The organism is Campylobacter magnus, assembly GCF_028649595.1.
Taxonomy (GTDB): domain Bacteria; phylum Campylobacterota; class Campylobacteria; order Campylobacterales; family Campylobacteraceae; genus Campylobacter; species Campylobacter magnus.
In genome coordinates, this window is record NZ_JAQSLK010000001.1 from 431,339 (window position 1) to 453,892 (window position 22,554).

Genomic DNA, 22,554 nt, shown 5'->3' on the forward strand with positions numbered 1-22,554 from the left:
AATGCACTAGGAATTCTAGATTTTCTAGATTAAAAAAGAGTAGATTAAAGATAAGGAATTCTAGATTTTATATTGCTTTAAAAAATTTTAAAAAAATAGTGAAATAAAAAAAGGGAATTCTAGAAATAATCTAGAATTCCCTAAGGTTTATGCTAAGATTTATGCTAAGCTATTATTCTACCTCAGCGTCGATTACATCATCGTCTTTTTTCTTTTTGTTATCAGCACCAGAGTTTGCGCCCTCGTTTTGTTGCTTATACATAGCTTCTGCTAGCTTGTGGCTAGCGTCGTTTAGAGCTTTTACTTTTATATCAATTTGCTCTTTGCTAGCACTCTCATCTTTTAGCACATCTTTTAGATCATTTAATGCGCCCTCTATTTTTGCTCTATCTTCGCTAGCGATTTTCTCGCCAAGCTCGGCTAGGCTTTTTTCTGTTTGATGAGCTAGACTATCGGCTGCGTTTCTAGCCTCTACTGCTTCTTTGCGCTTTTTATCTTCTTCTTTGTGGGCTTCTGCGTCATTTACCATTTTGTTTATTTCTTCTTCGCTTAGACCGCTTGAGCCTGAAATAGTAATGTTTTGCGCCTTGCCGCTAGCTTTGTCTTTGGCTGAGACGGTTAAGATTCCATTTGCGTCTATATCAAAGGTTACTTCGATTTGTGGCACGCCACGCGGTGCTGGCATAATGCCCTCTAAGTTGAAATTTCCAAGTGATTTATTATCCCTAGCAAACTCTCTTTCGCCTTGAAGCACATTTATAGTAACTGCACTTTGGTTATCTTCTGCGGTTGAGAAGGTTTGAGATTTTTTAGTTGGGATTGTAGTGCCTTTTTCTATTAGCTTACTCATAACCCCACCAAGCGTCTCAATACCAAGGCTAAGTGGCGTAACATCAAGCAAAAGTACATCTTTTACATCGCCTTTAATTACAGCGCCTTGGATAGCAGCACCGATTGCTACTACTTCATCAGGATTTACGCTTTTATTTAGCTCTTTGCCAAAGGCTTTTTTTACTTCTTCTTGAACTAGTGGCACACGAGTTGAACCGCCTACCATTACTACTTCTTTTATATCGCTTTTGCTTACATTTGCATCTTTTACTACTTCATTGATTTTGCTGATTGTTTGGCTTACGAAGTTTTCTATAAGCCCTTCAAACTTCGCTCTACTAATAGTCTTTGTAAGGTGCTTTGGACCTGTAGCATCAGCTGTGATAAAAGGTAGATTTATATTTGTCTCCATAGCAGAGCTTAGCTCTTTTTTAGCATTTTCAGCGGCTTCTTTTAGACGTTGAAGAGCCATTACATCGCCTTTTAGATCGATTCCGCTCTCGCTTTTAAACTCACTAACCAAAAAGTCAATTAGCGCATTATCAAAGTCATCACCACCTAAAAACGCATTACCACCAGTTGCTAGCACCTCTACTACATTATCGCCAGTTTCTAGCACAGTTACATCAAAGGTTCCACCACCTAGGTCATAAACTACGATTTTCTCAGCTTCTTTTTTATCTAGTCCATACGCAAGCGCAGCTGCTGTTGGCTCGTTTATGATGCGAAGTACATTAAGCCCAGCGATTGTACCTGCTTCTTTTGTAGCTTTTCTTTGGCTGTCGTTAAAATACGCTGGCACGGTAATAACAGCATCTACTACCTTTTCGCCAAGATACGCCTCAGCATCTTCTTTTAGCTTCATTAGCACTTTTGCGCTAATTTCTTGTGGGGTGTAGGTTTTGCCTGCGATTTCTACTGCGCATGCGCCATTTCTATCTGTGATGTGATACGGCAAGCGTGATTTTGCTTCTTGTGCGTTTTTTTCGTTCATCATTAGACCCATGATGCGCTTGATTGAAAAGATTGTTTTTTCTGGGTTTGTTACTGCTTGGCGTTTTGCTGTATCGCCTACTAAAATCTCGCCTTTATCAGTAAAAGCCACTACGCTTGGAGTTGTGTTTTTACCTTCTTTATTTGGTATTACTTTGCTCTCGCCTCTCTCATATACGCTTACGCATGAGTTTGTTGTTCCTAGGTCGATTCCTATTACTTTTGCCATTGTTTATCCTTTTAAAATTTTATTTTTTGTGTCGGTTCAGTTTTAGGGTAAATTTCGCTAAATACAGCTTGGGCAGCCCAAAACCTTACAAGCGAATTTTCGCTGTTTTCCTGCGGCTATCGCCTTGAGCCAACGGATTGCGAAGCAAAAAAATTCAGCGAAAATTTGCTTGAATGCTACCGCTACGGCATCCCACGGCTAGTCCTGCGCTGTATTTAGTGAAATTTACCTCAAAACCTTAGAACCGATTTAATTGTTTTGAGAATTCTAAATTTTAGAATTCCGCCTAGCAAATTTTATAGTGGGCGTAGTGTGCCAAAAGCGTGGGCGGTGCTCCGCAGAGATAGAATACAAAATTCATCCCAAGGCGTGCCGCCCGTGATTTTGGTGCAATTCGTCCGCTATAACAATTTGCCCCTAATTATTACTTAGCTATTAGCACCATCGCTGGGCGCAAAATACGCTCATTATACATATAGCCATTTTGATAGATTTGCGCTATAAACCCACTTGCTATGCTATCACTTTCTACATAGCTCATAGCATTGTGAATTTCAGGGTTAAACTCGCCTCCAACGCTAGTTTCTATCATCTTTACGCCGTGCTTAGCAAGGGCAGCTTTAAAGCTCTCAATCGTAAGGCTTACGCCTTCTTTTAAGCTTTTTGCCTGCTCGTTTTCTTCGCTAATTTGCGTATTTAGCGCCATTTCAAGGGCATCAATCACGCCAAGTAAATCCCTAGCAAAGCTTTCATTTGCGAAATTTACAGCTGTGATTTTCTCCTTTTCAAGGCGTTTTTTTATGTTTTCAAAATCAGCGTGAGCCTCGATCAGCTTTGTTTTTACATTTGCTAGCTCTTCCATAGCAATAGCCAAAGCCTTAGCATCATCTTGTGCTACTTCTTGGTTCTCAGGCTGATTTTGTTCTTTTTGCTCATCTTTTAGAGCGTCAAAATTTACTAAATCATCTTTGTTTTCTTCTTTCACGAAGCCTCCTTTATAGTATTTAAAAACTTCTCATAGTCGTTATACACGCTACCTGCACAAATCATAGTAGCAGGCTTGCCCAAAAAGCTCACACTTTGCATAAAGCCCATAAAACCATCATCAAAAAGTGGCTCAAAGGCTATTTTACTTTTAAATGAACGAGCAAAAATAGGATCAAGCGCAATTTTTATACGCTCATCACCAAACATCTTAAAAGCTACTTTTTCATTTTCTTGAAAATAAATTAGAGAGCGTTTAAACTCTTTAATCTTAGCCCTTAGCTGAGAAAGCCCCACTTGAATGCTGACAAGCTCTAGCTCATCAAGGCTGGAGCCAAGCAGCGAGCTAAGAAACTTCTCCACCTTTGGCGAGTAAGTTATGCTAAAGCTTTCATTTTCAAGCTCAAGTAGCAAAAACTTATCATCTATTTTGTGAAGTTTGGTAAATTGCGGATTATTCGCCCCAAAAATCATACAATAAATATCAAAGCGAGAGAGCAAAAAACTTAGCACTTCATCATCATCAATGCTAAGATTTTCATCTGAGACTAGATTGTTTTGCCAGTAGTATTTCATCGCTAGCGAAGTAGGAATTCGCCCACCGCTTATGTGAAGCTGAGTGATAGCACCCTCATCGCTAAGACGCTTAAAATACACTCTTATCGTGCTTGCTGGTATGTTTTGAGAGAAAATATCAGCGATTTTACTCTCCAAAACAGAGCTACCTACTGGAGTGTTTTGCTCTAGATACGCTTGGATAATGCTTTGTAAAATTATGTCTCTTTTATCTATTTTCATTTTATGCTTTTTTAGTTTTTTAGCACTCTACTACTTCAAGTGCTAAGTGAATTATACAACTTGAGCGAAGTAATGTCAAGGGTATTTAGAAAAAAAATTATTTTATATATAAAAATATTTAAAATTTTATGTAAAATTTAATAAATGTTTAAAGAAAATTAAACTAAAATAACGACCTTTAAATAACTTGATAGATTTTAGGGATGAATATGACAAGCTTAACTTTACAAGAAAAAGCAGATTTGAGTGATTTGTTTGCAAAACTAGAATACGCTCGCAAACCACTAGCTTTGCGTACATTTTTGGCAATCAAAGCTTTTAGCAAAAATTATATCAATAAGCTAAGTTCAAATAAAAAAATTTTAGAATTCCTACATATAAAAACTATCAATTCTAAAAAATTCTAAAAAGACTTAAATAATCATACTTTAAGCTACAAAAGACCAAGCAATTTTATAAAATCACTAAAAATTTCTTAGGAATTCTAGAATTCCCAAGAAAAATCATAACCAAAACTAGAATTCCTAGACAAAAACACCTAGGAATTCTAGATTTTACTAAGCCAAAGCACAGATTATTTGCCAAAAAGCTCGGCGTGATTTTTACGCAGGTATTCTACCACAGCTAGTATTTCATCTACGCCGTCCACGCTCTTATCAAGGCTTGCAAGCACATCATCTATGTTTTCTACATACAGCTCGCAAGCCTCTTCAAGCTTATTTCGCTTAACCCCAGCATTTAGTAGCATTGCCTCAAGCATCACATCAAGCTCGTAGCTTAGCTCTTCAAGACTAACTTCTTTTTCATAATCTTTCATTTTATTCTCCTGTTCTTTCTTTTATGAGATTTTCTATTTGTGCTCTAATCTCTGCGTAGTCGTATCCATCTCTAAAGCCAGCAAAAAACCCACCGCTAGCATTAGCATGACCACCCCCGCCTACTAGCTCGGCTGCCATTTTGCTTACATCTACCTTGCCATTACCACGGAAGCTTAGCGTCTTTTTGCTCGTTACATTGATAAAAAAATCATACTCACTATTTGCCATCAAAAAGTCATTGCCGATAACTGAGACATCGCCTATGTTTGTGCTAACTAGCCCTTTGTGACCTCTGTATTCTACGCTCATTTCATCCTTTGCCTCACTTAGAAGCCCTACCATATAGCGCGAGACTAGATTGCTTAGAGTATCGTCGCTACCTTTTCTAAAAAAGTCCTTTTTTATGCTATGCAGCGCATCATCAAGGGCGATATGGCCATTTGCCACCCCACAAAAATCCCCAAAACGCTCAATCATATAAAAAATATAGCTCATACCCTGGACATTAAACATAACTTTATTTATCTCTTTTGCGCTTGAAATCGCACCCATGCAGACCTTGCCAAGCTCAAAGCGTGGATCATCATCCAGCCAGATATCAACAGCATTTATAGTATCAACAATTGCGCTAAGTCTTTCATTGCCCCCAAAAATACCGCTAAAAAAATCATAGCAAATCTTAGTCGCACAGCGGCTATCATCAAGGTAATACCACGTATTTTCTCTCTCACAAACCTCACCTGTGATGTGATGGTCAAGCAGCACTAGCTTTACGCCGCTTCTCTCTCTAATAGCTGCAGCAAAGCTATCACACTGCGCTGGGGTAAGATTAAGGTCGCTAATTATTATCATGGCTTTTTCATTACCGCTGTCAATCTCAGCTAAGATCATATCAAACTTTTCTTCAATCTCTTTACCATAATTTGAGTTATAAAAGCTCATCTCATAACGCTTGCTAAGAAAAAATCTGCTTACATACTGACAGCCGTAGCCATCTAAATCCGTGTGGCTTAAATGTATAATTTTCATTTTTATCCTTTAATTTATCTTTATTTTAGCGGGAATTCTAAAATTCCGTCTAGAAATTCTAGAATTCCGTCAAAATTCCGTCTAGGAATTCTAGAATTCTTTACAAAAAACTACAAAAAACCTCAAACAAATCTAGAATTCCTTATAACCCTGGCACTTCTATCATACCAAGAGTTTCCCACTGCGAGCCTTTGGCAATCTCAGCAAAGCTAATCACCACAATTCCAAGGCTAAAGTTTATGCTCGCATCGCTTAAAAAGCGCCTTATACTAGGGTCTACGCACAGCACCATCTCGCCCTCAGCACTCATCGGTCTTGCCTCTTTTGCTACCCTTAGAGCATTTACTAGGGCTGTTGTTTGCGCTGCGCTTATTGCGATTTTATACTTGCCGTCTTTGTAAGTCACGCTCTCAACTAGCTTTTGCTGTGCGCTAGCTTCTAGGATGTAGAAGTTTAGCTTGCCATTGCTGTCTTTGTATAGATCGGTGATTACACGGCTTAGAGCACTTCGCACATGCTCGCTTATTATCTCAGCATCTTTGATATTTCGCTTGGTTAGGCTATCAATTGCATCAACTATACTTAGCATATCTTTTATAGGTATATTATCTTTTAGCAGAAGCTGGAGGACATTATACACAAGTCCCACATCACAGCTTTTCATTGCTTCTTCTACAACTACTGGATAATCAGTCTTTAGTCTATCAAGCAGATTTTGCGTCTCTTGTTTGGTTAAAAGCTCGCTTGCGTTTTGTTTGATTAGCTCACTCATATGCGTGCTAATCACACTGGCTGGATCAACCACAGTGTAGCCATTTAAAATAGCATCTTCTTTGCTTTTGCTATCTATCCACAGCGCATCAAGGCCAAAGGCTGGCTCTTTTGTAGGAATTCCATCTATATTTGCGCTCACATAGCCACTATCCATAGCCAAAAACTTATCAGGATAAATCTGCCCAGAGCCAATAGGCACGCCTTTTAGCTTGAATATATAATCATTTGGCGGCAAGCTTAGGTTATCACGGATGCGGATTTTTGGCATGATAAAGCCTAATGCGCTAGCGATATTTCTGCGCATACCACGAATTCTCTCTATTATCTCACTCTCAGCAAGTTTTAGTAGACCATAGCCTAGATCAAGTTCTAAAATCTCTATTTTTAGTATATCATCGATTTTACTTTGTTCTTCTTTTGCTATTTGCTCATCACTTTTCTTTGGCTTAGCAGCTGATGCGGCTGCGCTACTATCTGGCGTAGCACCTGGTTTTGTCCCACCAGCACTTGGTGGGCTAACTTTTGCCTTAAAGGCATTTAGCATCTCAAAGCCACCATTTTGGCTTTTATAAATCACAAAACCTATACCTAAAAACACCAAACCCATAAAACCAAGTGAGAGCGTAGGTAGACCTGGCACAAGGGCAAACAAAAAGAGAATTCCGCCCACGATAAATAGCGTCCTACTCTCGCCAAAAAGCTGATCAACCACGCCTTCTGCGAAGTTTTTCTCATCATCGCCACCACCGCTTGAGCGAGTGATGATGATGGCAGTAGCAGTTGATGTTATAAGTCCTGGTATTTGGCTTACAAGGCCATCGCCGATGGTTAGGATTGTGTATGTGCTAGCTGCGTCACTTGCTGCCATGCCATGCTGAAACACGCCTATAGCAAAGCCACCGATGATATTTACTATTGTAATGATAATACCAGCTACAGCGTCACCTTTTATAAACTTAGAAGATCCATCCATCGCTCCATAAAACGCAGCTTCGCTTTGTATATCTTGGCGGCGTTTGCGAGCAGTGGCCTCATCGATTAGCCCTGAGTTTAGATCAGCATCTATTGCCATTTGCTTACCAGGCATCGCATCAAGCGTAAAGCGAGCTTGAACCTCACTTACACGCGTTGAGCCTTTGGTTACAACCATAAAGTTTATAAGCACCAAAATACAAAAGATAATAACGCCTATAACGAAATTTCCACCCACCACAAACTCGCCAAAGCTAGCGATGATCTCACTTACAGCGCTTGGGCCGTTTTGTCCATTGCTTAAAATCATTCTGGTTGTAGCGATATTTAAAGACAGCCTAAATAGCGTGATAATAAGCACTAGCGTCGGAAAGGTGCTAAGATCAGTTGGCTTTGGTATATAAACTGCAATTAGGATAATAAGCACAGAAAGCGAGATTGAAAGTGCCAAAAAAAAGTCTAGCACCGCCGTAGGCAAAGGCACAATGATAATTGTCAAAATCGCCATAATAACAAAAACAATAGTAAGACTCTTGCTTTTCATAACAGGCGCCAAAATAGGCGCTAGATATGGAGCGATGAGTTGTAAAATTGATTGTTTTTTAGGCATTATTTTCTTTATTCTCTTTGCATCCAAGATTAGCTAAGGTAATAGTGTCTAAAAAATTATCCACCACAGCTTGAAGCGAGGCAAAAAGATGCCAAACATCACAGCTTTGTGCTATGCCTCTAGGGCAGTCTTTAAGATCACCTGAGCAGAGAAAAACGCTTGCATCGTGCTTTTCAGCTGATTTGATGATACTTGTTATTTTTATCTCATTTGCATCTTTTGCTAGGCAAAAACCTCCATTTGCGCCTTTTGTGGAATTCAAAATTCCATCGCGCGCTAAGCATTGTAAAATCTTTGCTAGAAAGGACTTTGAAATATCAAGTTCCTCTGCGATTTGCCCTACATCTTTTGGTTCAGTTTTATCACGCAAATAAATACTTGCTAATAGTGCATACTCACTAGCTCTGGTAAAAAGCATATTTTATCCTTATAATTAAAAGCGAGATTTTAGCACAATAAGGTTAAAAGCACTTGAAAATTTTAAAAATTTAAGCTGAAATTTTGAAATTTTTGCTAAAATGCCGACTTCGTTTTACGAAAATATATTACCTATCAGGAGGCTACTATGGCTTTGGATACGGCGAAAAAATCGCAAATTATCGCAAAATTCGCTAGAAAATCAGGTGACACCGGTTCTACCGAGGTTCAAATCGCACTACTTACTGCTCGCATTAGTGAGCTTACAGAGCACCTTAAAATCAACAAAAAAGATTTTAGCTCTCGCTTAGGTCTACTTAAACTAGTAGGTCAAAGAAAACGCCTACTTCGCTACCTAAAAGCTACTAAATACGACACTTACGCAAAAGTAGTTAGCGAACTTGGTCTAAGAGATAAATAAGCTCTTATTTTAAATAAAAATCTAGAATTCCTGTACTGGGAATTCTAGATTTTTTGCCTTATTTTTTAAATTCACAGCATTTTTTTAAATAAATCTAGAATTTCTTATATCTAGAGCGTAACTCATACAAGCCACGCTCAAAAAACTACACTAAAACTACATAAAAAATCTGTGAGCCATGCACTCCAAGGACAAGCTGAAGTTCTATATCGCTAGTTCTGCTTGGCCCTGAGATAAAGACCACATTTGTAGGCAGCCTGCCATCTTCTGCTTTGATTTTATTTAGTTGTTCGCTTAGTGATTTTACTATATTCTCACGCTTTAAAATAGCCACGCAAATCTTTGGCGCAAGGCTAAGTAGTCTAGGTGCATCGGCACTACTTACGCAAGTTACACCGTGGCTTGATACCCCACCACGAGCATTTATCACGCTGATATCATAGTCAAATATACGCTCTTTAAAGCTCTCTATATCATTATCAAAGGCAAATTTACTCTCTATTTCAAGCTCACTGGCAAGAGAAGCTAGATTTTGGGGATAGATGAGATTTTTAGCATTTTCTTTGGCGATGATTTCATTTATGCTATCTTTTAGCCTTTGTTCGCTACTTTCTATAATGATACTTTTATTCGCACTTGCCCTTGCGATAAACTCAGCTACAATATCACTATCAGCACCCACAATAAACTCTTTTGGATCAGGGGTCGCACCGCTAAAAAGCGTCTCGTGTTTAGCTCCATTTTTTAACGCATTAAAAATCTCTGCTTTACTCATAAATCACCCCCTCAACTTTTTTGATATTTGCGTCTAGGTCGTATTTTAGACTAGGTAGTTCTTTGTATTTGCTCCACGCTTTTAGCATAGGCACAAAGCTCATTTTTGGCACAAAAGAGTGCATTTTGTGAGCTAATGAGATCATAAAGCGCCATTTTGCCCCAGAAGTAGCTAAGCTAGCAAAGCCTTTAAAGGCGATATTTTGCGCCATTTTTGGCTTGGCTTTTGTTTTTAGAGTGCTTTTAGATGGATTTGCTCTTTCGCGGCGCAGTTTGCGTATGAGATCAGCTAGAGGTATTTTTACAGGACAAACCTCAGAGCAACGCCCACAAAGCGAGCAAAGATCAGTAATATCACCGTATTTATCCATACCAAAAAGCTGAGGGCTAATAACCTCTCCAATAGGTCCTGGATAAGTAGCGCGGTAGCTGTGGCCGCCGATTTTTTCATACACTGGACAAAAGTTCATACAAGCCCCACAGCGAATGCATCGCAGTGCCTCGCTAAACTCAGGATGAGAGAGCATATCGCTTCTGCCGTTATCTAGCATGATGATGTGGCATTCTTTTGGGCCATCTTTTTCGCCCTCTCTTCTAGGGCCACTGATTATGTTATTATAGTTTGAGATAAATTGCCCAGTAGCACTTGGACAAAGCAAGGTATCAATGGTAGCTGCGTCTTCTATGCTCTCAACTACTTTTTCAAGTCCGCAGATTGCTACATGAATATCGGGCATAGTGGTACTCATCCTGCCATTGCCCTCATTTTCTATAAGCCAGATCGCTCCTTCTTTACTAAGGGCGAAATTCACGCCACTTAGTCCCATTTGAAGCTTTTTAAACTCAGCTCTCATCTTAGTTCTTGCGATTTCATTTAGCTTTTCTGGTTCGCTTTCTTTTTGTACGCCCCAGCTTTTAGCAAAAATCTCGCCTACTTCATAGCGGTTTTTGTGAATTGCAGGCACTACGATATGCACAGGTGCTTCATCAAGCAGCTGGATAATAACCTCTCCAAGATCAGTCTCAAGCGGCCTTAGTCCGTGCTTTTGGAGATAATGATTTAGCCCTATTTCCTCGCTAGCCATAGATTTGCCTTTTAGTATGGTATCTATGCCATTTGACTCCATTAGATCAAGGATAATAGCACAAGCCTCATCACCATTTGCGGCAAAATGAACCTTAAAGCCATTTGCGCTAGCATTGCTAACAAACTCTTCAACACGCTCACCTAGGCTATTTAGCGCATTTTGCTTGACATTTTTGCCTCTCTCTCTTAGCTCTTGCCAATTTGTGAAGTTTGCTGCGATTAGATTTTTGCGGTTACGCTGTAAGGTGTGCATTGCGCTATCAAGGTTAGCGCGCATTTGCGCATCATTTAGTTTTTCTTGTATTAGCTCATTATTTGCGCTCATCGCTAACTCCTTTATCATCTATACTCTGCCCTTCTAATCTAGCAAGCAAAAAGTCGTATAAATGAATGCATTTTATATCTTCATTATTGCGTCTTAGCGTGCCATTTATGTTTAAAAGACAGCCGCCATCGCCGCTGATTAGGTATTTTACACCGGTTTTTTTGATATCAGCGATTTTTGCTAGTGCCATTGCGTTTGAGATTTCTGGTTCTTTTATACTAAAAGTCCCGCCAAATCCACAGCACTCTTCTTCACGCTCAAGCTCGATTAGTTCTACATTTGAGAGTTTTCTTAGCAGGCTTTTGCTAGCTTCTACGCTTTTTGCTATGCGCAGGGCGTGGCAGTTTGAGTGCCAGCTGACCTTTACAGGCTCGCCTTTATCGACAAGCTCTAAATGCTCGTTTAAAAAGCTACTTACTTCTTTACAGCGAGAAGCAAAGTTTCTAGCTTTTTCTTCATGCTCGCTACCTTTAAAAAGCTCTATATAATCATGCCCCATCATACCAGCGCATGAGCCAGCCGCTACTAAAATCGGCTCATCTCCATCGCCAAAAAGGCTTATATTATAAAGCGCAACTTCTTTTGCCTCGTCAAAATATCCTGTATTAAAAGCAGGCTGACCACAGCAAGTCTGGTCTTTTTTATATACAACCTGAGCGCCACAGCGAGTAAGTAGCTTAGCAGCACTCACAGCCGAGGCACCAAGTGTGGCTTGTCCAAGACAAGTGCTATATAGATAAACTTTCATCCCTAACCTTTGATTAAAATTCTCCCGTGATTTTAGCAATAATTTCCTAAAATTACGGCAAAGTTTTTAGATAAAATCTCTAGGGAATTCTAGATTTACTTAGAAAAATAAACACTAGAATTCTAGAATTCTAGAATTCCCTAGAAAAATAAACGCTAGAATTCTAGAATTCCCTAGAAAAATAAACTCTAGAATTCTAGAATTTTCAAGCTCTAGAATTCCTAGCAAAATCTACCCAGCTAGTGGTATCCAGCTGTATAAATAATGAGCATAAACCCAAGTCAAAGCACCGCAGAAAATCACAAAGGCAACCGAGTATTTGATAGTAAATTTAAATAAATCACTCTCTTTGCCCACTAGTCCAACTGCTGCGCAGGCAATAGCTATGCTTTGCGGGCTAATCATCTTACCAACAACGCCACCAAAGCTATTTGCAGCTAGGAACAAGGTATCAAGACCTTCTTTTACAGCAGCATTTGGAGCAGCCATGATAACCTTAGCAGCTTCTACTTGAAGTGCGCCAAATAGCAAGTTTGAGCTAGTATCAGAACCTGTTAAGAACACACCTAGCCAGCCGATAATCGGGCTAAAAAACGCAAATGCATCGCCAGTTTGCGCTAGGCAGGTGCCTAGAATCTTAGCCTGTCCGCTACCACCTGCTATGCTAGCATAAGCCACAACTAGACCTATTGTTAGCACTGGGATTTTCATATCATTTAAAGTCTCACCAGCTGCGCCCCACACGGTTTTCATGCCAATTTTGCGCTGCAAAAGTAGCATAATAGCAGTTATCACGCCAGCTAGCAAGATCGCTGTGCCTGCGCTTTTAAATAGATCAAGCGTCCATTTTGTAGCGATTTCAGAGTTTCCACCAGGAGCAATGCTAAATATAATATTTGTGTAGTGTAAAGCTCCACCTGGTGCGAACAAAGCCTTAAATGCTGGTATCTGCCAGATAACCACAGTTATAATTAGTGTTAAAAACGGAGCCCAAGCAATAAGCGTTTCTTTTGCACTGATTTGCTCGCCATTATCAACTTCGTTACCATCAACTCTAAAAATCTCACTTGGTTTCCAAAACTTTAAGAAAATAGTAGTAACCACCAGTGAAACCACAGCAGAAAGAATATCAGGTAATTCTGCGCCGATGTAGTTTGAGCTGATAAACTGCGTAATAGCAAAGCTAAAAGTAGCTACTGCTACTGCCGGGAAAGTCTGCTTAACGCCTTTAAATCCATCCATCAAAAACACGATAAAAAATGGAACAAAAAGTGTAATAGGCACTATCATGCGTCCTACCATTGCTGAGATTAGGTTTTGATCAGTATTTGAGATGTTTGCTACGCTTTGAGCCATAGCGATGATAGGAATTCCCACCGCACCCCACACAACAGGCGCGGTATTTGCTATCATACAAAGACCTGCTGCGTATAAAGGACGAATTCCAAGCCCTACAAGCAGCGCAGCAGTAATAGCCACAGGACCACCAAAGCCGATGGCTCCTTCTAAAAACGAACCAAAACAAAATGCTATCAAAATAACTTGGATGCGATGATCTGGCGTGATGCTAATAACACTATGCTTTAAAATCGCAAAATAGCCACTTTTATCGCTTAATTTGTATAGGAAAATCGCAGCGATAATAATCCACGCAATCGGCCACATGCCTTTTAAAAAGCCCTCTAAAAATAGAGCAAATGAGCGTGCAAGCGTAATATCGTTGTAAAAAATCGCAATCAAAGTAGCGATAAAAACTGTCAAAGCAGCAGCTAGCCAGCCTTGAAGCTTAAACCACACGAGCGAGGCGAAAAACACGATTATAGGGATAAGACAGATCCCAAAACTCAGCCAAGAAACATTTGCTTCTTGCATAAACCCTCCTTAAAAAAAATTGCCGTGCTTGAATTTTATAAAAATATTTAGTAAATTATAAAAAAATAGCAAGAATTTTTTATGGAGTGTTACGATTTTTCACACTTTTAGTAAAATTCTAGATATTTGCTAATATTTTAGTTAAAATTTTAAAATTTTTATAAATTTTTGCAAAAAAACAGCAAATTTTTTGCTACAATTTTGTCAGCGTTTCTAAGTAGGGAATTTATCCGAACTAAGCGCAAATATATTTTTAAAGGACTTCTTATGAAGAAAATTATTCTTCTTGCTCTAGCTTTTGCTAGTTTCGCATTTGGTGCTGAGGGCGATGCCACAGCTACGATTCAAGCATTCTCAGTGCTTGCAGCAGGCGTTGGTCTAGGAATTGCCGCTCTTGGTGGTGCTGTTGGTATGGGTCATACAGCAGCAGCTACTATCCTAGGAACAGCTAGAAATCCAGGCCTTGGCAGCAAGCTTCTTACTACAATGTTCATTGCTCTTGCGATGATCGAGGCGCAAGTTATTTATACACTTGTTATTGCGCTAATCGCACTTTACGCAAATCCATTCCTATAGGATTTTGATTAAAAGCGGCTCTTATTGCGGCACTATTGCGGCTGGGGCGAGCTTAGGTGAATTATATATTCTACCTTTAGCTCGCCCCAGCCACACTAGCGCCACAGCCGCTTGGGGAATTCTAGATTTTTACTAGGAATTCTAGAATTCTCTAATTTAAAAATTTACTACTTAGGAATTCTAGAATTCCCTAGCTTGCGATCATGGTGGAATTGGTAGACACGCTATCTTGAGGGGGTAGTGGGCTAAGCCTGTGCGAGTTCGAGTCTCGCTGATCGCACCATTTATTTTCATAACTTTGTTAGCTTTTTAAAGCCTGTTATTTCATGCTTTTTAGCATTTTTATCTTTTTTAAATTTCTTAGGTTCTGGCAAATCAAACCAAAAAAAAATAAATACTTAAATCAGCGACATTATTTAAACAAGTTTAACTACGAAAATATAAAAAAACAAAAAGAGCCAAAACAACGCTCAATTCGCTCTAAAATTGACTTGGAAACCAAATAAAGAATTAAGCAGTGAGTATGGGCGCAAGACTACATACGAACTATCAAGTTTAAAAAGACCAAAGCTAACACCGCTAAATCTAGATATTTAAATTTTAGATGTTTTGTTTTAAAAAGTTTTGCTAGGTTTTTACTAATCTAAGTAAATAAAAACACAACTAGCAAAAGAGAGTTAAAAACACCAAAAAACTAGCCCATTTTGCCTTTCTGGCCGTTTATTTCATTTATAAAGTTATACTCTACTTTGATTTGCTTTGGCTTTGGCAGGTGCTTTGCTAAGCACTCAATCTCGGCTGTAAAATCAGCAAAAAGATAGTTTGCCAGCGAGCCTGGATTTGGATTGATTTCATTTAGATACACCTTGCCCTCGTGGTAGAAAAAATCGCATCTTATAAGCGCACCATCAAAGCCGCCAGTCTCATAAATACGCCTAAATGCGTCTTTTAGCTCACTTTGTGTGTTAGCATCAATGTCTGCGCTACGCTTCCCACTCTCTCCTGAAAAGCTAAGGTATTTTTGCTCGAAGTCTAAAAATGCTGTTTTTTTAGGCTCTTCAATCATGCTAAAATGAAACTCACCTTCAGCCTTAAAGCCAGCTAGATTAAACTCTCTAATGCCCTCTATAAAAGGCTCAGCTAGCAAGGTATCATCAAACTCAAATCCCACATCGCAGGCGTATTCTAGCTCGCTAGGTTCGCGCACGATTTGTACGCCTATGCTAGAACCCAGCCTTGCTGGCTTTAAAATCGCAGGCAGGCTAAGGCTTAGATTACCCCCTCTTTTTAGCACTTCGTAAGGCAGACTAGGCACAGCGCAAAGCTCGCAGAGTTTTTTGGTAAGAACTTTATTAAAGCTCATCACAGATGCCTCTAATCTAGGACCGATGAAATTAATACCGTAGAATTCTAGAATTCCAGCTAGCTTACCATCCTCGCCGTCCATACCATGAACGAGATTGATATAGCAATCCACATCAAGCTTTTTAAAGCCAGTTAGCGAGTGCTTGCCAAAGCCGCCTGTGGTAATCATCAAACGCTTGGCTTTTTTATACTTGCCAGTGGCAAAATACACAGCTTTCATATCGCTTGGCGCAATCTCATAAAACTCACGCTCGGGGCTAATAAAAATAAAACAAAGCTCGGCGTTTAGCACTTTTTTCATAACCACAGCTGAAACAATGCTGATTTCATGCTCCCAGCTTTGTGCACCAAAAATAACTGCGTATTTCATAATAATCCTTGCAAAATAAAAAGAAGTCTTAAAAATATTGTATCGTGGTATCCCCGACAGGGTTTGAACCTGTGGCCTCAGAATTAGGAATTCTGCGCTCTATCCAGCTGAGCTACGAGGACAAAAGGGAATTCTAGAATTTAGAATTCCCTATACTCTGAGCTAAAAAGCTTGGTAATTAGCCATTGCGACTTTTGATAATCTCATCAGCCACATTGCGTGGAACTTCCTCATAATGGTCAAACTCCATTGAGTAAGTAGCACGGCCTTGAGTTTGGCTGCGAAGGTCAGTAGAGTAGCCAAACATTTGTGAAAGTGGGCAGAAGGCTGTAACGATTTTGTTACCGCTTCTTTCATCCATTGAGTTTACTTGGCCACGGCGTTTATTAAGATCGCCGATAACATCACCCATATACTCTTCTGGAGTTTCTACTTCAACTTTCATCATAGGCTCTAGGATAGCTGGATTTGCTTTTTTTGCACCTTCTTTAAAGCCCATTGACGCAGCAAGCTTAAATGCCATTTCAGAGCTATCAACTTCGTGGTAAGAACCATCAAATAGTGTGATTTTCACATCTTCAACAGGATATCCTGCCAAAATACCATTTTGAAGTGCCTCTTGGCAGCCTTTTTCTACTGCTGGGATATATTCTTTTGGTACAACACCACCTTTGATGTCGTTTACAAAAGTAAAGCCGCTACCAGCCTCAACTGGCTCTATACGCAAGAACACATGTCCGTATTGACCACGACCACCAGATTGTTTTGCGTATTTGTATTCTTGCTCAACTGCTGATTTAATAGTCTCGCGGTAAGCAACTTGAGGTTGACCTACCTCTGCTTCAACCTTAAACTCTCTTAGCATACGATCAACGATGATCTCAAGGTGTAGCTCACCCATACCAGAGATGATTGTTTGACCACTTTCTTCATCAGTACTAACTCTAAATGATGGGTCTTCTTGCGCTAGTTTTTGTAGAGCTAAGCCCATTTTTTCTTGGTCAGCTTTTGTTTTTGGCTCAACAGCTACGCTGATAACCGGATCTGGAAAGTCCATTTTTTCTAGGATTACATGGTCTTTTTCGCCAGTTAGAGTATCACCTGTGAAGGTATCTTTTAGGCCTACAACTGCGCCGATTTCACCAGCGTAGATTTCTTTTACTTCTTCGCGTTTGTTTGAGTGCATTCTAAGCAGACGGCCTATACGCTCTTTTTTGCCTTTTACGCTGTTATATACATAGCTTCCACTCTCCAAGCAGCCACGATATACACGAACAAAAGTAAGCTGACCAACAAATGGGTCAGTCATAATCTTAAACGCAAGTCCAGCAAACTCGCCATCATCGCTATTTGCTACGCTTACTTCGCTACCATCGTCATAAACGCCTTTTATCTCAGCAACTTCGTCCGGTGCTGGTAGGTAGTCAATAACAGCATCAAGCAGTGGTTGAACACCTTTATTTTTAAACGCAGTTCCGCATAGCATAGGAATGATAGCCATGCTTAGGCAGCCTTTTTTGATACCTTTTTTGATCTCATCTTCGCTTAGTTCCTCACCAGCAAAAAACTTCTCCATCAAAGCATCATCAGTCTCAGCTATAGCTTCGATCATTTTTGCTCTATATTCTTCAGCTTTGTCTTTTAGTTCAGCTGGGATTTCACCGATATCTGGCAAGCTTGGACCTTTTGCATCGTCCCAAGTAAGCGCTTTCATAGTTACAAGGTCAACTACACCTTTAAAAGTATCTTCTGCACCGATTGGGATTTGAATTGGAACTGGATTAGCTTTTAGACGGTCTTTGATTTGTTGTTCTACACCAAAGAAGTTTGCACCGGTTCTATCCATTTTGTTTACAAATACCATGCGTGGAACACCGTATTTGTTAGCTTGGCGCCAAACGGTCTCGCTTTGTGGTTGAACACCACCAACAGCGCAAAATACAGCCACAGCACCATCAAGCACACGCATAGAACGCTCAACTTCAATAGTAAAATCAACGTGTCCTGGGGTGTCAATAAGATTTATTTGATGATCTTTCCAAAAACAAGTTGTAGCAGCAGATGTGATAGTAATACCACGCTCACGCTCTTGTTCCATCCAGTCCATAGTAGCAGCACCTTCGTGAACCTCGCCTATTTTGTGGCTAACGCCTGTGAAAAATAATATACGCTCACTAGTAGTTGTTTTACCAGCGTCGATGTGAGCTGCGATACCGATGTTTCTAACACGGTTAAGTGGAGTTTGTCTAGCCATTTTCTCCCCCTATTACCAGCGGTAGTGAGCGAAGGCTTTGTTTGCCTCTGCCATTTTGTAAGTGTCTTCTTTTTTCTTAAATGCTGAACCACGAGAGTTTGCAGCATCTAGTAGCTCGCCAGCTAGTTTTTCTATCATTGTGTGCTCGCTTCTTTTGCGTGCGAAGCTGATGATCCAGCGGATTGCAAGCGCTTGTTGACGTGCTGGGCGAACTTCTACTGGAACTTGGTAAGTAGCACCACCCACACGGCGTGATTTTACTTCCATTACTGGTTTTACATTGTCTATAGCGTCGTTAAAGACATCTATGCCTTTTACTTCTTTATTCTTGCTCTCGATTGCTTTTAGAGCACCATACATGATTTCTGTGGCAACTGATTTTTTGCCATCATACATAAGTGAGTTGATAAATTTTGTAATGATCTTGCTTGAATAAACTGGATCAGGCATTACTTCCCTAACGGGAGCTTTTCTTCTTCTCATTGTTTTTCCTTCAAATTTTTGTAATTTTACTCAGGCTGCGAAAAGCACACTTGATAGTCTTAGCAGTCTGCGTCTGAGTAGATTATTTGACAATATAACCGCACTTTGCGGCAACTTTAAAACTAGAATTCCAAAGAATTCTAGATTATTTTTTCGCTGCACCCTCTTTTGGTCTTTTTGCACCGTATTTAGAGCGAGAAACTGTTCTTTTAGCAACACCAGCAGTATCCAAAGCACCGCGAACGATATGGTATTTAACACCTGGTAAGTCCTTAACACGACCGCCACGAACTAGCACGATGCTGTGCTCTTGTAGGTTGTGTCCCTCACCACCAATGTAGCTAATAACCTCAAATCCGCTTGTTAAGCGAACTTTGGCAACTTTACGAAGCGCTGAGTTTGGTTTTTTAGGTGTAGTTGTATATACACGAGTACAAACTCCACGTCTTTGCGGACACTCTTTTAGCGCAGGTGATTTGCTCTTGCTAATCACTTTTTTGCGCTCTTTGCGAACTAATTGATTGATAGTAGGCACGCAAAATCCTTTCTTGAAAAAATTTAAAAAAGACTGAAATTATATAAAAATAAGCTTAAAATACATTGAAAAAGAATAAAAATCTAGGGAATTCTAGATTTTTTTATAAAATAATTCTAGAATTCCCTAAAAAATCTAGAGAATTCTAGAATTCTCTATTTATTTAAAGCATGTTTTAGCACATCAGAGATGGTATTTACTGCTATGATCTCCATGCCGTTTTTTACTTCATCAGGGATATCTACTAGATCTCGCTCGTAGTTTTTAGCAGGTATTAGCGCTGTTTTGATTTTGGCTTTAAAAGCTGCGATTAGCTTTTCTTTTAGCCCACCGATTGGTAGCACTTCACCACTTAGCGTTATTTCGCCTGTCATTGCCACATCGTGGCGAACGCTTTTGTTACTAAAAATACTAGCAATAGCCGTGCTCATTGTAATTCCAGCACTTGGGCCATCTTTTGGCGTGGCGCCTTCTGGGACATGGATGTGCAAATCATAGCTATCATATACAGGCATAGGTTTACCCTCTTTGTCATTTCTTATAAGCTCTTTTGGCACTTTTAGCTTACCTGAATCAATTAGCGTTTTGATTAGCGATCTAGCAATTTGCGCACTTTCTTTCATCACATCGCCTAGCTGACCTGTGATTTCTAGCTTGCCGCTGCCTTTTATGCGAATTGCTTCTATGCGTAGCACATCGCCACCTACACTAGTCCACGCTAGACCATTTACGATGCCTACTTTATCGCTTTTAGGTGCTGGGTTTATTTCATAGACTTTTTTATCTAAAAACTCGCCTAGATTTTTTGGCGTTATGTTTATTTTATAGCCTTTTTGATCGCCGTTTTCTAGGATTTTTAGGGCTGATTTGCGCAAGATATTTGCAGTTTGGCGGCGCAGATTTCGCACTCCGCTCTCACGGGTGTATTCTTCTATTAGCATCTGCACAGCCGCTTTGCTTATGTTTATTTCGCTAGCTTTTAGGCCGTGATTTTCTAGCTCCCCAGGTAGCAAGTATTTTTTGAAAATCTCCATTTTTTCTTGTGGAGTGTAGCTATTTAGCTGGATAAACTCCATTCTATCCCTAAGTGGCGCAGGTATCGGCGCTACTTCGTTTGCGGTGGCTATAAAAACGATTTTAGCTAAGTCAATATTAAAGTTTAGATAATAATCTCTAAACTTGCTATTTTGCTCTGGGTCTAGGATTTCAAGCAAAACCGCAGTTGGATCACCACGATACGATCTAGCAAGCTTGTCAATCTCATCAAGCACTACTACTGGATTCATAGTCTTTGCTTCAATCAGCCCTTGGACTATGCGACCTGGCATTGCGCCGATGTAGGTTCTGCGGTGACCACGAAGCTCATTTACATCCTCTAAGCCTCCTAGTGCTATGCGGACTAGCTTGCGTTTTAGTGCCTTTGAAATGCTATTTGCTAGGCTAGTTTTTCCCACGCCTGGAGGTCCTACAAAGCAAAGAATAGTGCCTTTGTTTGCCTTGCTTTCGCACTTTCTTTTTTCTAGCAGTTCTCTTAGAGCAAAATACTCTATAATACGCTCTTTTGGCTTTTTTAGCCCATAATGATCGCGGTCAAGCTGCGTAGCTACCATATTTACGCTAAGATCAGCGTGGCTTAGCTTTTCAAAGGGCACATCCAAAGCCCAGTCTAGATATCCTTGCGTCATGCTCGCCTCGCTGCCATCAGGATGCATGCGTGAAAGACGCTCGATTTGCTTATTTATTTCTTTATAAGCATCTTCGCCCATAAAATCTTTTTTCTTTGCTAAGCGTTTTCTATACTCTTCAAGCTCTTCATCACGGTTAGTATCACTGCCTAGTTCTCTTTGTATTTCTTTTAATTGCTCTTTTAAGAAATATTCTTTATTTACCTTATCAATCCTGCTATGAACTTTTGATTTTATTTCTTTTTGTAGTTTGCTAGCTTCTATCTCGCCATCTATATAATCGCTGATTTTTATAACTTTTTCTTCTATATTTGTTACTATAAAAAAGTTATATGCTAACTCTTTTTTTAGCTTCAAAGCCGAACAAACAATATCACAAATGCGCTCTAAATCACTGCTATCATTGATAGTGCGGAGCAAATCATCGCTGATTGCCTGAGAGACTTTGCCAAGGGCTTTAATTTTTTCTTTTAAAATTCCTAGCAAGGCTTCACATTTTTGCTCATTTGGGATTTGTATGTTTAGAGTCTCCAAGCTTGCTAGCATAGGTTTTTGGCTGATTATCTCGCAGATTCTAGCCTTTTTTTCGCCTTGAAATAGTATTTTTATCTTGCCATCTGGCATAGTGCTACGGCGCAAGATATTGCCTACCACACCTGCTTTATAACAACCATCAAAGCCACTTGCTTGGTTGTTTTTGCTTGGCATGATGGCTATTTGCATGTCTTTTTTCATCGCAAGCTCAACAAGCTCAAGCTCGTCTTTTGATGAGAGAAAAATTGGCGTGATCATAAAAGGATATAAAAAAAGATCACTTTCTACAAGTACAGGCAAAACCTGAGAATTACTAGTTATTTCCACGCTTTCCCCCCTATTCAAATGGACGCATATACCAAGGCAAGGTTGGACGCACAAAATCATCTGTGCCTATGCCGCCTTGCTCTAGCCTATCACGGTAGATCTGTGCGCTATCTTCTCTGCCTCTGCGCTCGTATAGACTAGCGATTTCTTCGTGTAAATAAGTCTGCGCAAGATGAAGTTTTGCTAGCATAGTCTCTATAAGTGGGCGATACTGCGAGTTTGGATACTGAGCTAGAAATTCACTAATCTCATCAATGCTTTTTAGCATCAAAGTTTGATTGCGATTTGGCTTAGCAAAGCTATCAAAATTTGCTTTGATTTTAAGAAATTTCGCATACTCAATGCCCTGCGTATCACCAAAACGCTTGATATACTCATCAAGGTAGAAGTTTGCCATAGTATAGCGCTCCTCTGCGGTGTGAGCAGCTGAGAGGATAAGCACAGTTTGAGGTAGATAATCAGAGTTTATATGCTCGCTTGCAAAGCTGATATAGTGTTCATCAGCGTTATCTAGGTTTTTATCACGGATATCACTTAAAATCTGCGCAAACCACTCACTAGGCGTGAGATTAAAAAGTGCGTCGTCTTTTTTATTAAAAGTGCTACAAGCACTAAATATTAGCGCAAAAATCAATATAAAAGTATATTTCATAGCTGGCTCCAAAAAAATCAAATGCGATAATTCTACAAGCTTTTAGTTTAAAAATCAAGTCTTTTGCCATAAAAATAAAAATTTTATTTTC

General features: G+C 39.7%; 20 protein-coding genes and 2 tRNA genes. 4 read left to right on the top strand and 18 right to left on the bottom strand.

Going from position 1 to position 22,554, the window contains the following annotated elements:
• Nucleotides 1-172 precede the first annotated feature (172 nt).
• From dnaK to PTQ34_RS02030, 3 genes are all read right to left on the bottom strand, one after another.
• Entirely contained in the window at nucleotides 173-2,053 is a 1,881-nt protein-coding gene (dnaK, locus tag PTQ34_RS02020) for a molecular chaperone DnaK (RefSeq protein WP_273931798.1), read from the bottom strand.
• A 424-nt stretch (nucleotides 2,054-2,477) separates the two neighbouring features.
• Nucleotides 2,478-3,038 carry a nucleotide exchange factor GrpE gene (locus PTQ34_RS02025; protein ID WP_273931799.1) on the bottom strand — a complete coding sequence of 187 codons (561 nt, stop codon included), beginning with the start codon at nucleotides 3,036-3,038 and terminating at the stop codon, nucleotides 2,478-2,480.
• On the bottom strand, nucleotides 3,035-3,835 hold the full coding sequence (locus PTQ34_RS02030) for an HrcA family transcriptional regulator (RefSeq protein WP_273930742.1): 801 nt from the start codon (nucleotides 3,833-3,835) through the stop codon (nucleotides 3,035-3,037). The genes PTQ34_RS02025 and PTQ34_RS02030 overlap by 4 nt, the downstream gene beginning before the upstream one ends.
• 209 nt (nucleotides 3,836-4,044) lie before the next feature.
• Between PTQ34_RS02030 and PTQ34_RS02035 the strand changes: the two genes are divergently transcribed.
• The gene (locus PTQ34_RS02035; RefSeq protein WP_273931800.1) at nucleotides 4,045-4,242 is read left to right on the top strand and encodes a hypothetical protein; all 198 of its coding nucleotides are present in this window, start codon (nucleotides 4,045-4,047) and stop codon (nucleotides 4,240-4,242) included.
• A gap of 167 nt (nucleotides 4,243-4,409) precedes the next feature.
• Here PTQ34_RS02035 and PTQ34_RS02040 read toward each other — a convergent pair whose 3' ends face one another.
• The 4 genes from PTQ34_RS02040 to PTQ34_RS02055 form a co-directional block, all read right to left on the bottom strand.
• Nucleotides 4,410-4,652, bottom strand: coding sequence for a hypothetical protein (locus PTQ34_RS02040; protein ID WP_273930740.1), 243 nt, complete (start codon nucleotides 4,650-4,652; stop codon nucleotides 4,410-4,412).
• 1 nt (nucleotide 4,653) lies between these two features.
• On the bottom strand, nucleotides 4,654-5,682 hold the full coding sequence (locus PTQ34_RS02045; protein ID WP_273931801.1) for a DHH family phosphoesterase: 1,029 nt from the start codon (nucleotides 5,680-5,682) through the stop codon (nucleotides 4,654-4,656).
• Between the two features lie 142 nt (nucleotides 5,683-5,824).
• Nucleotides 5,825-8,038, bottom strand: coding sequence for a flagellar biosynthesis protein FlhA (gene flhA / locus PTQ34_RS02050; protein WP_273931802.1), 2,214 nt, complete (start codon nucleotides 8,036-8,038; stop codon nucleotides 5,825-5,827).
• Nucleotides 8,031-8,456, bottom strand: coding sequence for an RrF2 family transcriptional regulator (locus PTQ34_RS02055; RefSeq protein WP_273931803.1), 426 nt, complete (start codon nucleotides 8,454-8,456; stop codon nucleotides 8,031-8,033). The genes flhA and PTQ34_RS02055 overlap by 8 nt, the downstream gene beginning before the upstream one ends.
• Nucleotides 8,457-8,603: 147 nt before the next feature.
• Between PTQ34_RS02055 and rpsO the strand changes: the two genes are divergently transcribed.
• Nucleotides 8,604-8,876 carry a 30S ribosomal protein S15 gene (gene rpsO, locus PTQ34_RS02060; RefSeq protein WP_273930736.1) on the top strand — a complete coding sequence of 91 codons (273 nt, stop codon included), beginning with the start codon at nucleotides 8,604-8,606 and terminating at the stop codon, nucleotides 8,874-8,876.
• 145 nt (nucleotides 8,877-9,021) lie between these two features.
• On the opposite strand, the gene PTQ34_RS02065 is transcribed toward rpsO, so the two are convergent.
• The 4 genes from PTQ34_RS02065 to PTQ34_RS02080 form a co-directional block, all read right to left on the bottom strand.
• The gene (locus PTQ34_RS02065) at nucleotides 9,022-9,651 is read right to left on the bottom strand and encodes a LutC/YkgG family protein (RefSeq protein ID WP_273931804.1); all 630 of its coding nucleotides are present in this window, start codon (nucleotides 9,649-9,651) and stop codon (nucleotides 9,022-9,024) included.
• The gene (locus tag PTQ34_RS02070) at nucleotides 9,644-11,062 is read right to left on the bottom strand and encodes a LutB/LldF family L-lactate oxidation iron-sulfur protein (protein WP_273931874.1); all 1,419 of its coding nucleotides are present in this window, start codon (nucleotides 11,060-11,062) and stop codon (nucleotides 9,644-9,646) included. Before PTQ34_RS02070 ends, PTQ34_RS02065 begins: the two co-directional genes overlap by 8 nt.
• Nucleotides 11,049-11,810 (bottom strand): (Fe-S)-binding protein, encoded by a 762-nt coding sequence (locus tag PTQ34_RS02075; protein WP_273931805.1) that lies wholly within the window; start codon nucleotides 11,808-11,810, stop codon nucleotides 11,049-11,051. The genes PTQ34_RS02070 and PTQ34_RS02075 overlap by 14 nt, the downstream gene beginning before the upstream one ends.
• A gap of 231 nt (nucleotides 11,811-12,041) precedes the next feature.
• Nucleotides 12,042-13,682, bottom strand: coding sequence for a lactate permease LctP family transporter (locus PTQ34_RS02080; protein ID WP_273931807.1), 1,641 nt, complete (start codon nucleotides 13,680-13,682; stop codon nucleotides 12,042-12,044).
• Between the two features lie 267 nt (nucleotides 13,683-13,949).
• Here PTQ34_RS02080 and PTQ34_RS02085 point away from each other — a divergent pair, with 267 nt between their 5' ends.
• Complete coding sequence (locus tag PTQ34_RS02085; RefSeq protein ID WP_273930732.1) at nucleotides 13,950-14,258, top strand: F0F1 ATP synthase subunit C; 309 nt, start codon at nucleotides 13,950-13,952, stop codon at nucleotides 14,256-14,258.
• Nucleotides 14,259-14,455: 197 nt separating this feature from the next.
• Nucleotides 14,456-14,541, top strand: a tRNA-Leu gene (locus PTQ34_RS02090).
• 411 nt (nucleotides 14,542-14,952) lie between these two features.
• Here the strand turns inward: PTQ34_RS02090 and PTQ34_RS02095 are convergent.
• The 7 genes from PTQ34_RS02095 to PTQ34_RS02125 all read right to left on the bottom strand — a co-directional run bounded on the left by PTQ34_RS02095 (nucleotide 14,953) and on the right by PTQ34_RS02125 (nucleotide 22,463).
• Nucleotides 14,953-15,993: a D-alanine--D-alanine ligase gene (locus tag PTQ34_RS02095; protein WP_273931808.1), complete on the bottom strand. Its 1,041-nt coding sequence runs from the start codon at nucleotides 15,991-15,993 to the stop codon at nucleotides 14,953-14,955.
• 45 nt (nucleotides 15,994-16,038) lie between these two features.
• Nucleotides 16,039-16,115 (bottom strand) — tRNA-Arg (locus PTQ34_RS02100).
• Between the two features lie 56 nt (nucleotides 16,116-16,171).
• A complete protein-coding gene (gene fusA, locus PTQ34_RS02105; protein WP_273930730.1) occupies nucleotides 16,172-18,247 on the bottom strand; it encodes an elongation factor G in 2,076 nt (691 codons plus the stop codon).
• Between the two features lie 12 nt (nucleotides 18,248-18,259).
• Entirely contained in the window at nucleotides 18,260-18,730 is a 471-nt protein-coding gene (gene rpsG / locus PTQ34_RS02110; RefSeq protein ID WP_273931809.1) for a 30S ribosomal protein S7, read from the bottom strand.
• Between the two features lie 145 nt (nucleotides 18,731-18,875).
• Complete coding sequence (gene rpsL / locus PTQ34_RS02115) at nucleotides 18,876-19,265, bottom strand: 30S ribosomal protein S12 (protein WP_273930728.1); 390 nt, start codon at nucleotides 19,263-19,265, stop codon at nucleotides 18,876-18,878.
• Between the two features lie 155 nt (nucleotides 19,266-19,420).
• Entirely contained in the window at nucleotides 19,421-21,811 is a 2,391-nt protein-coding gene (lon, locus tag PTQ34_RS02120) for an endopeptidase La (protein WP_273931810.1), read from the bottom strand.
• Nucleotides 21,812-21,821: 10 nt separating this feature from the next.
• The gene (locus PTQ34_RS02125) at nucleotides 21,822-22,463 is read right to left on the bottom strand and encodes an outer membrane protein assembly factor BamD (RefSeq protein ID WP_273931811.1); all 642 of its coding nucleotides are present in this window, start codon (nucleotides 22,461-22,463) and stop codon (nucleotides 21,822-21,824) included.
• Nucleotides 22,464-22,554: the final 91 nt, after the last annotated feature.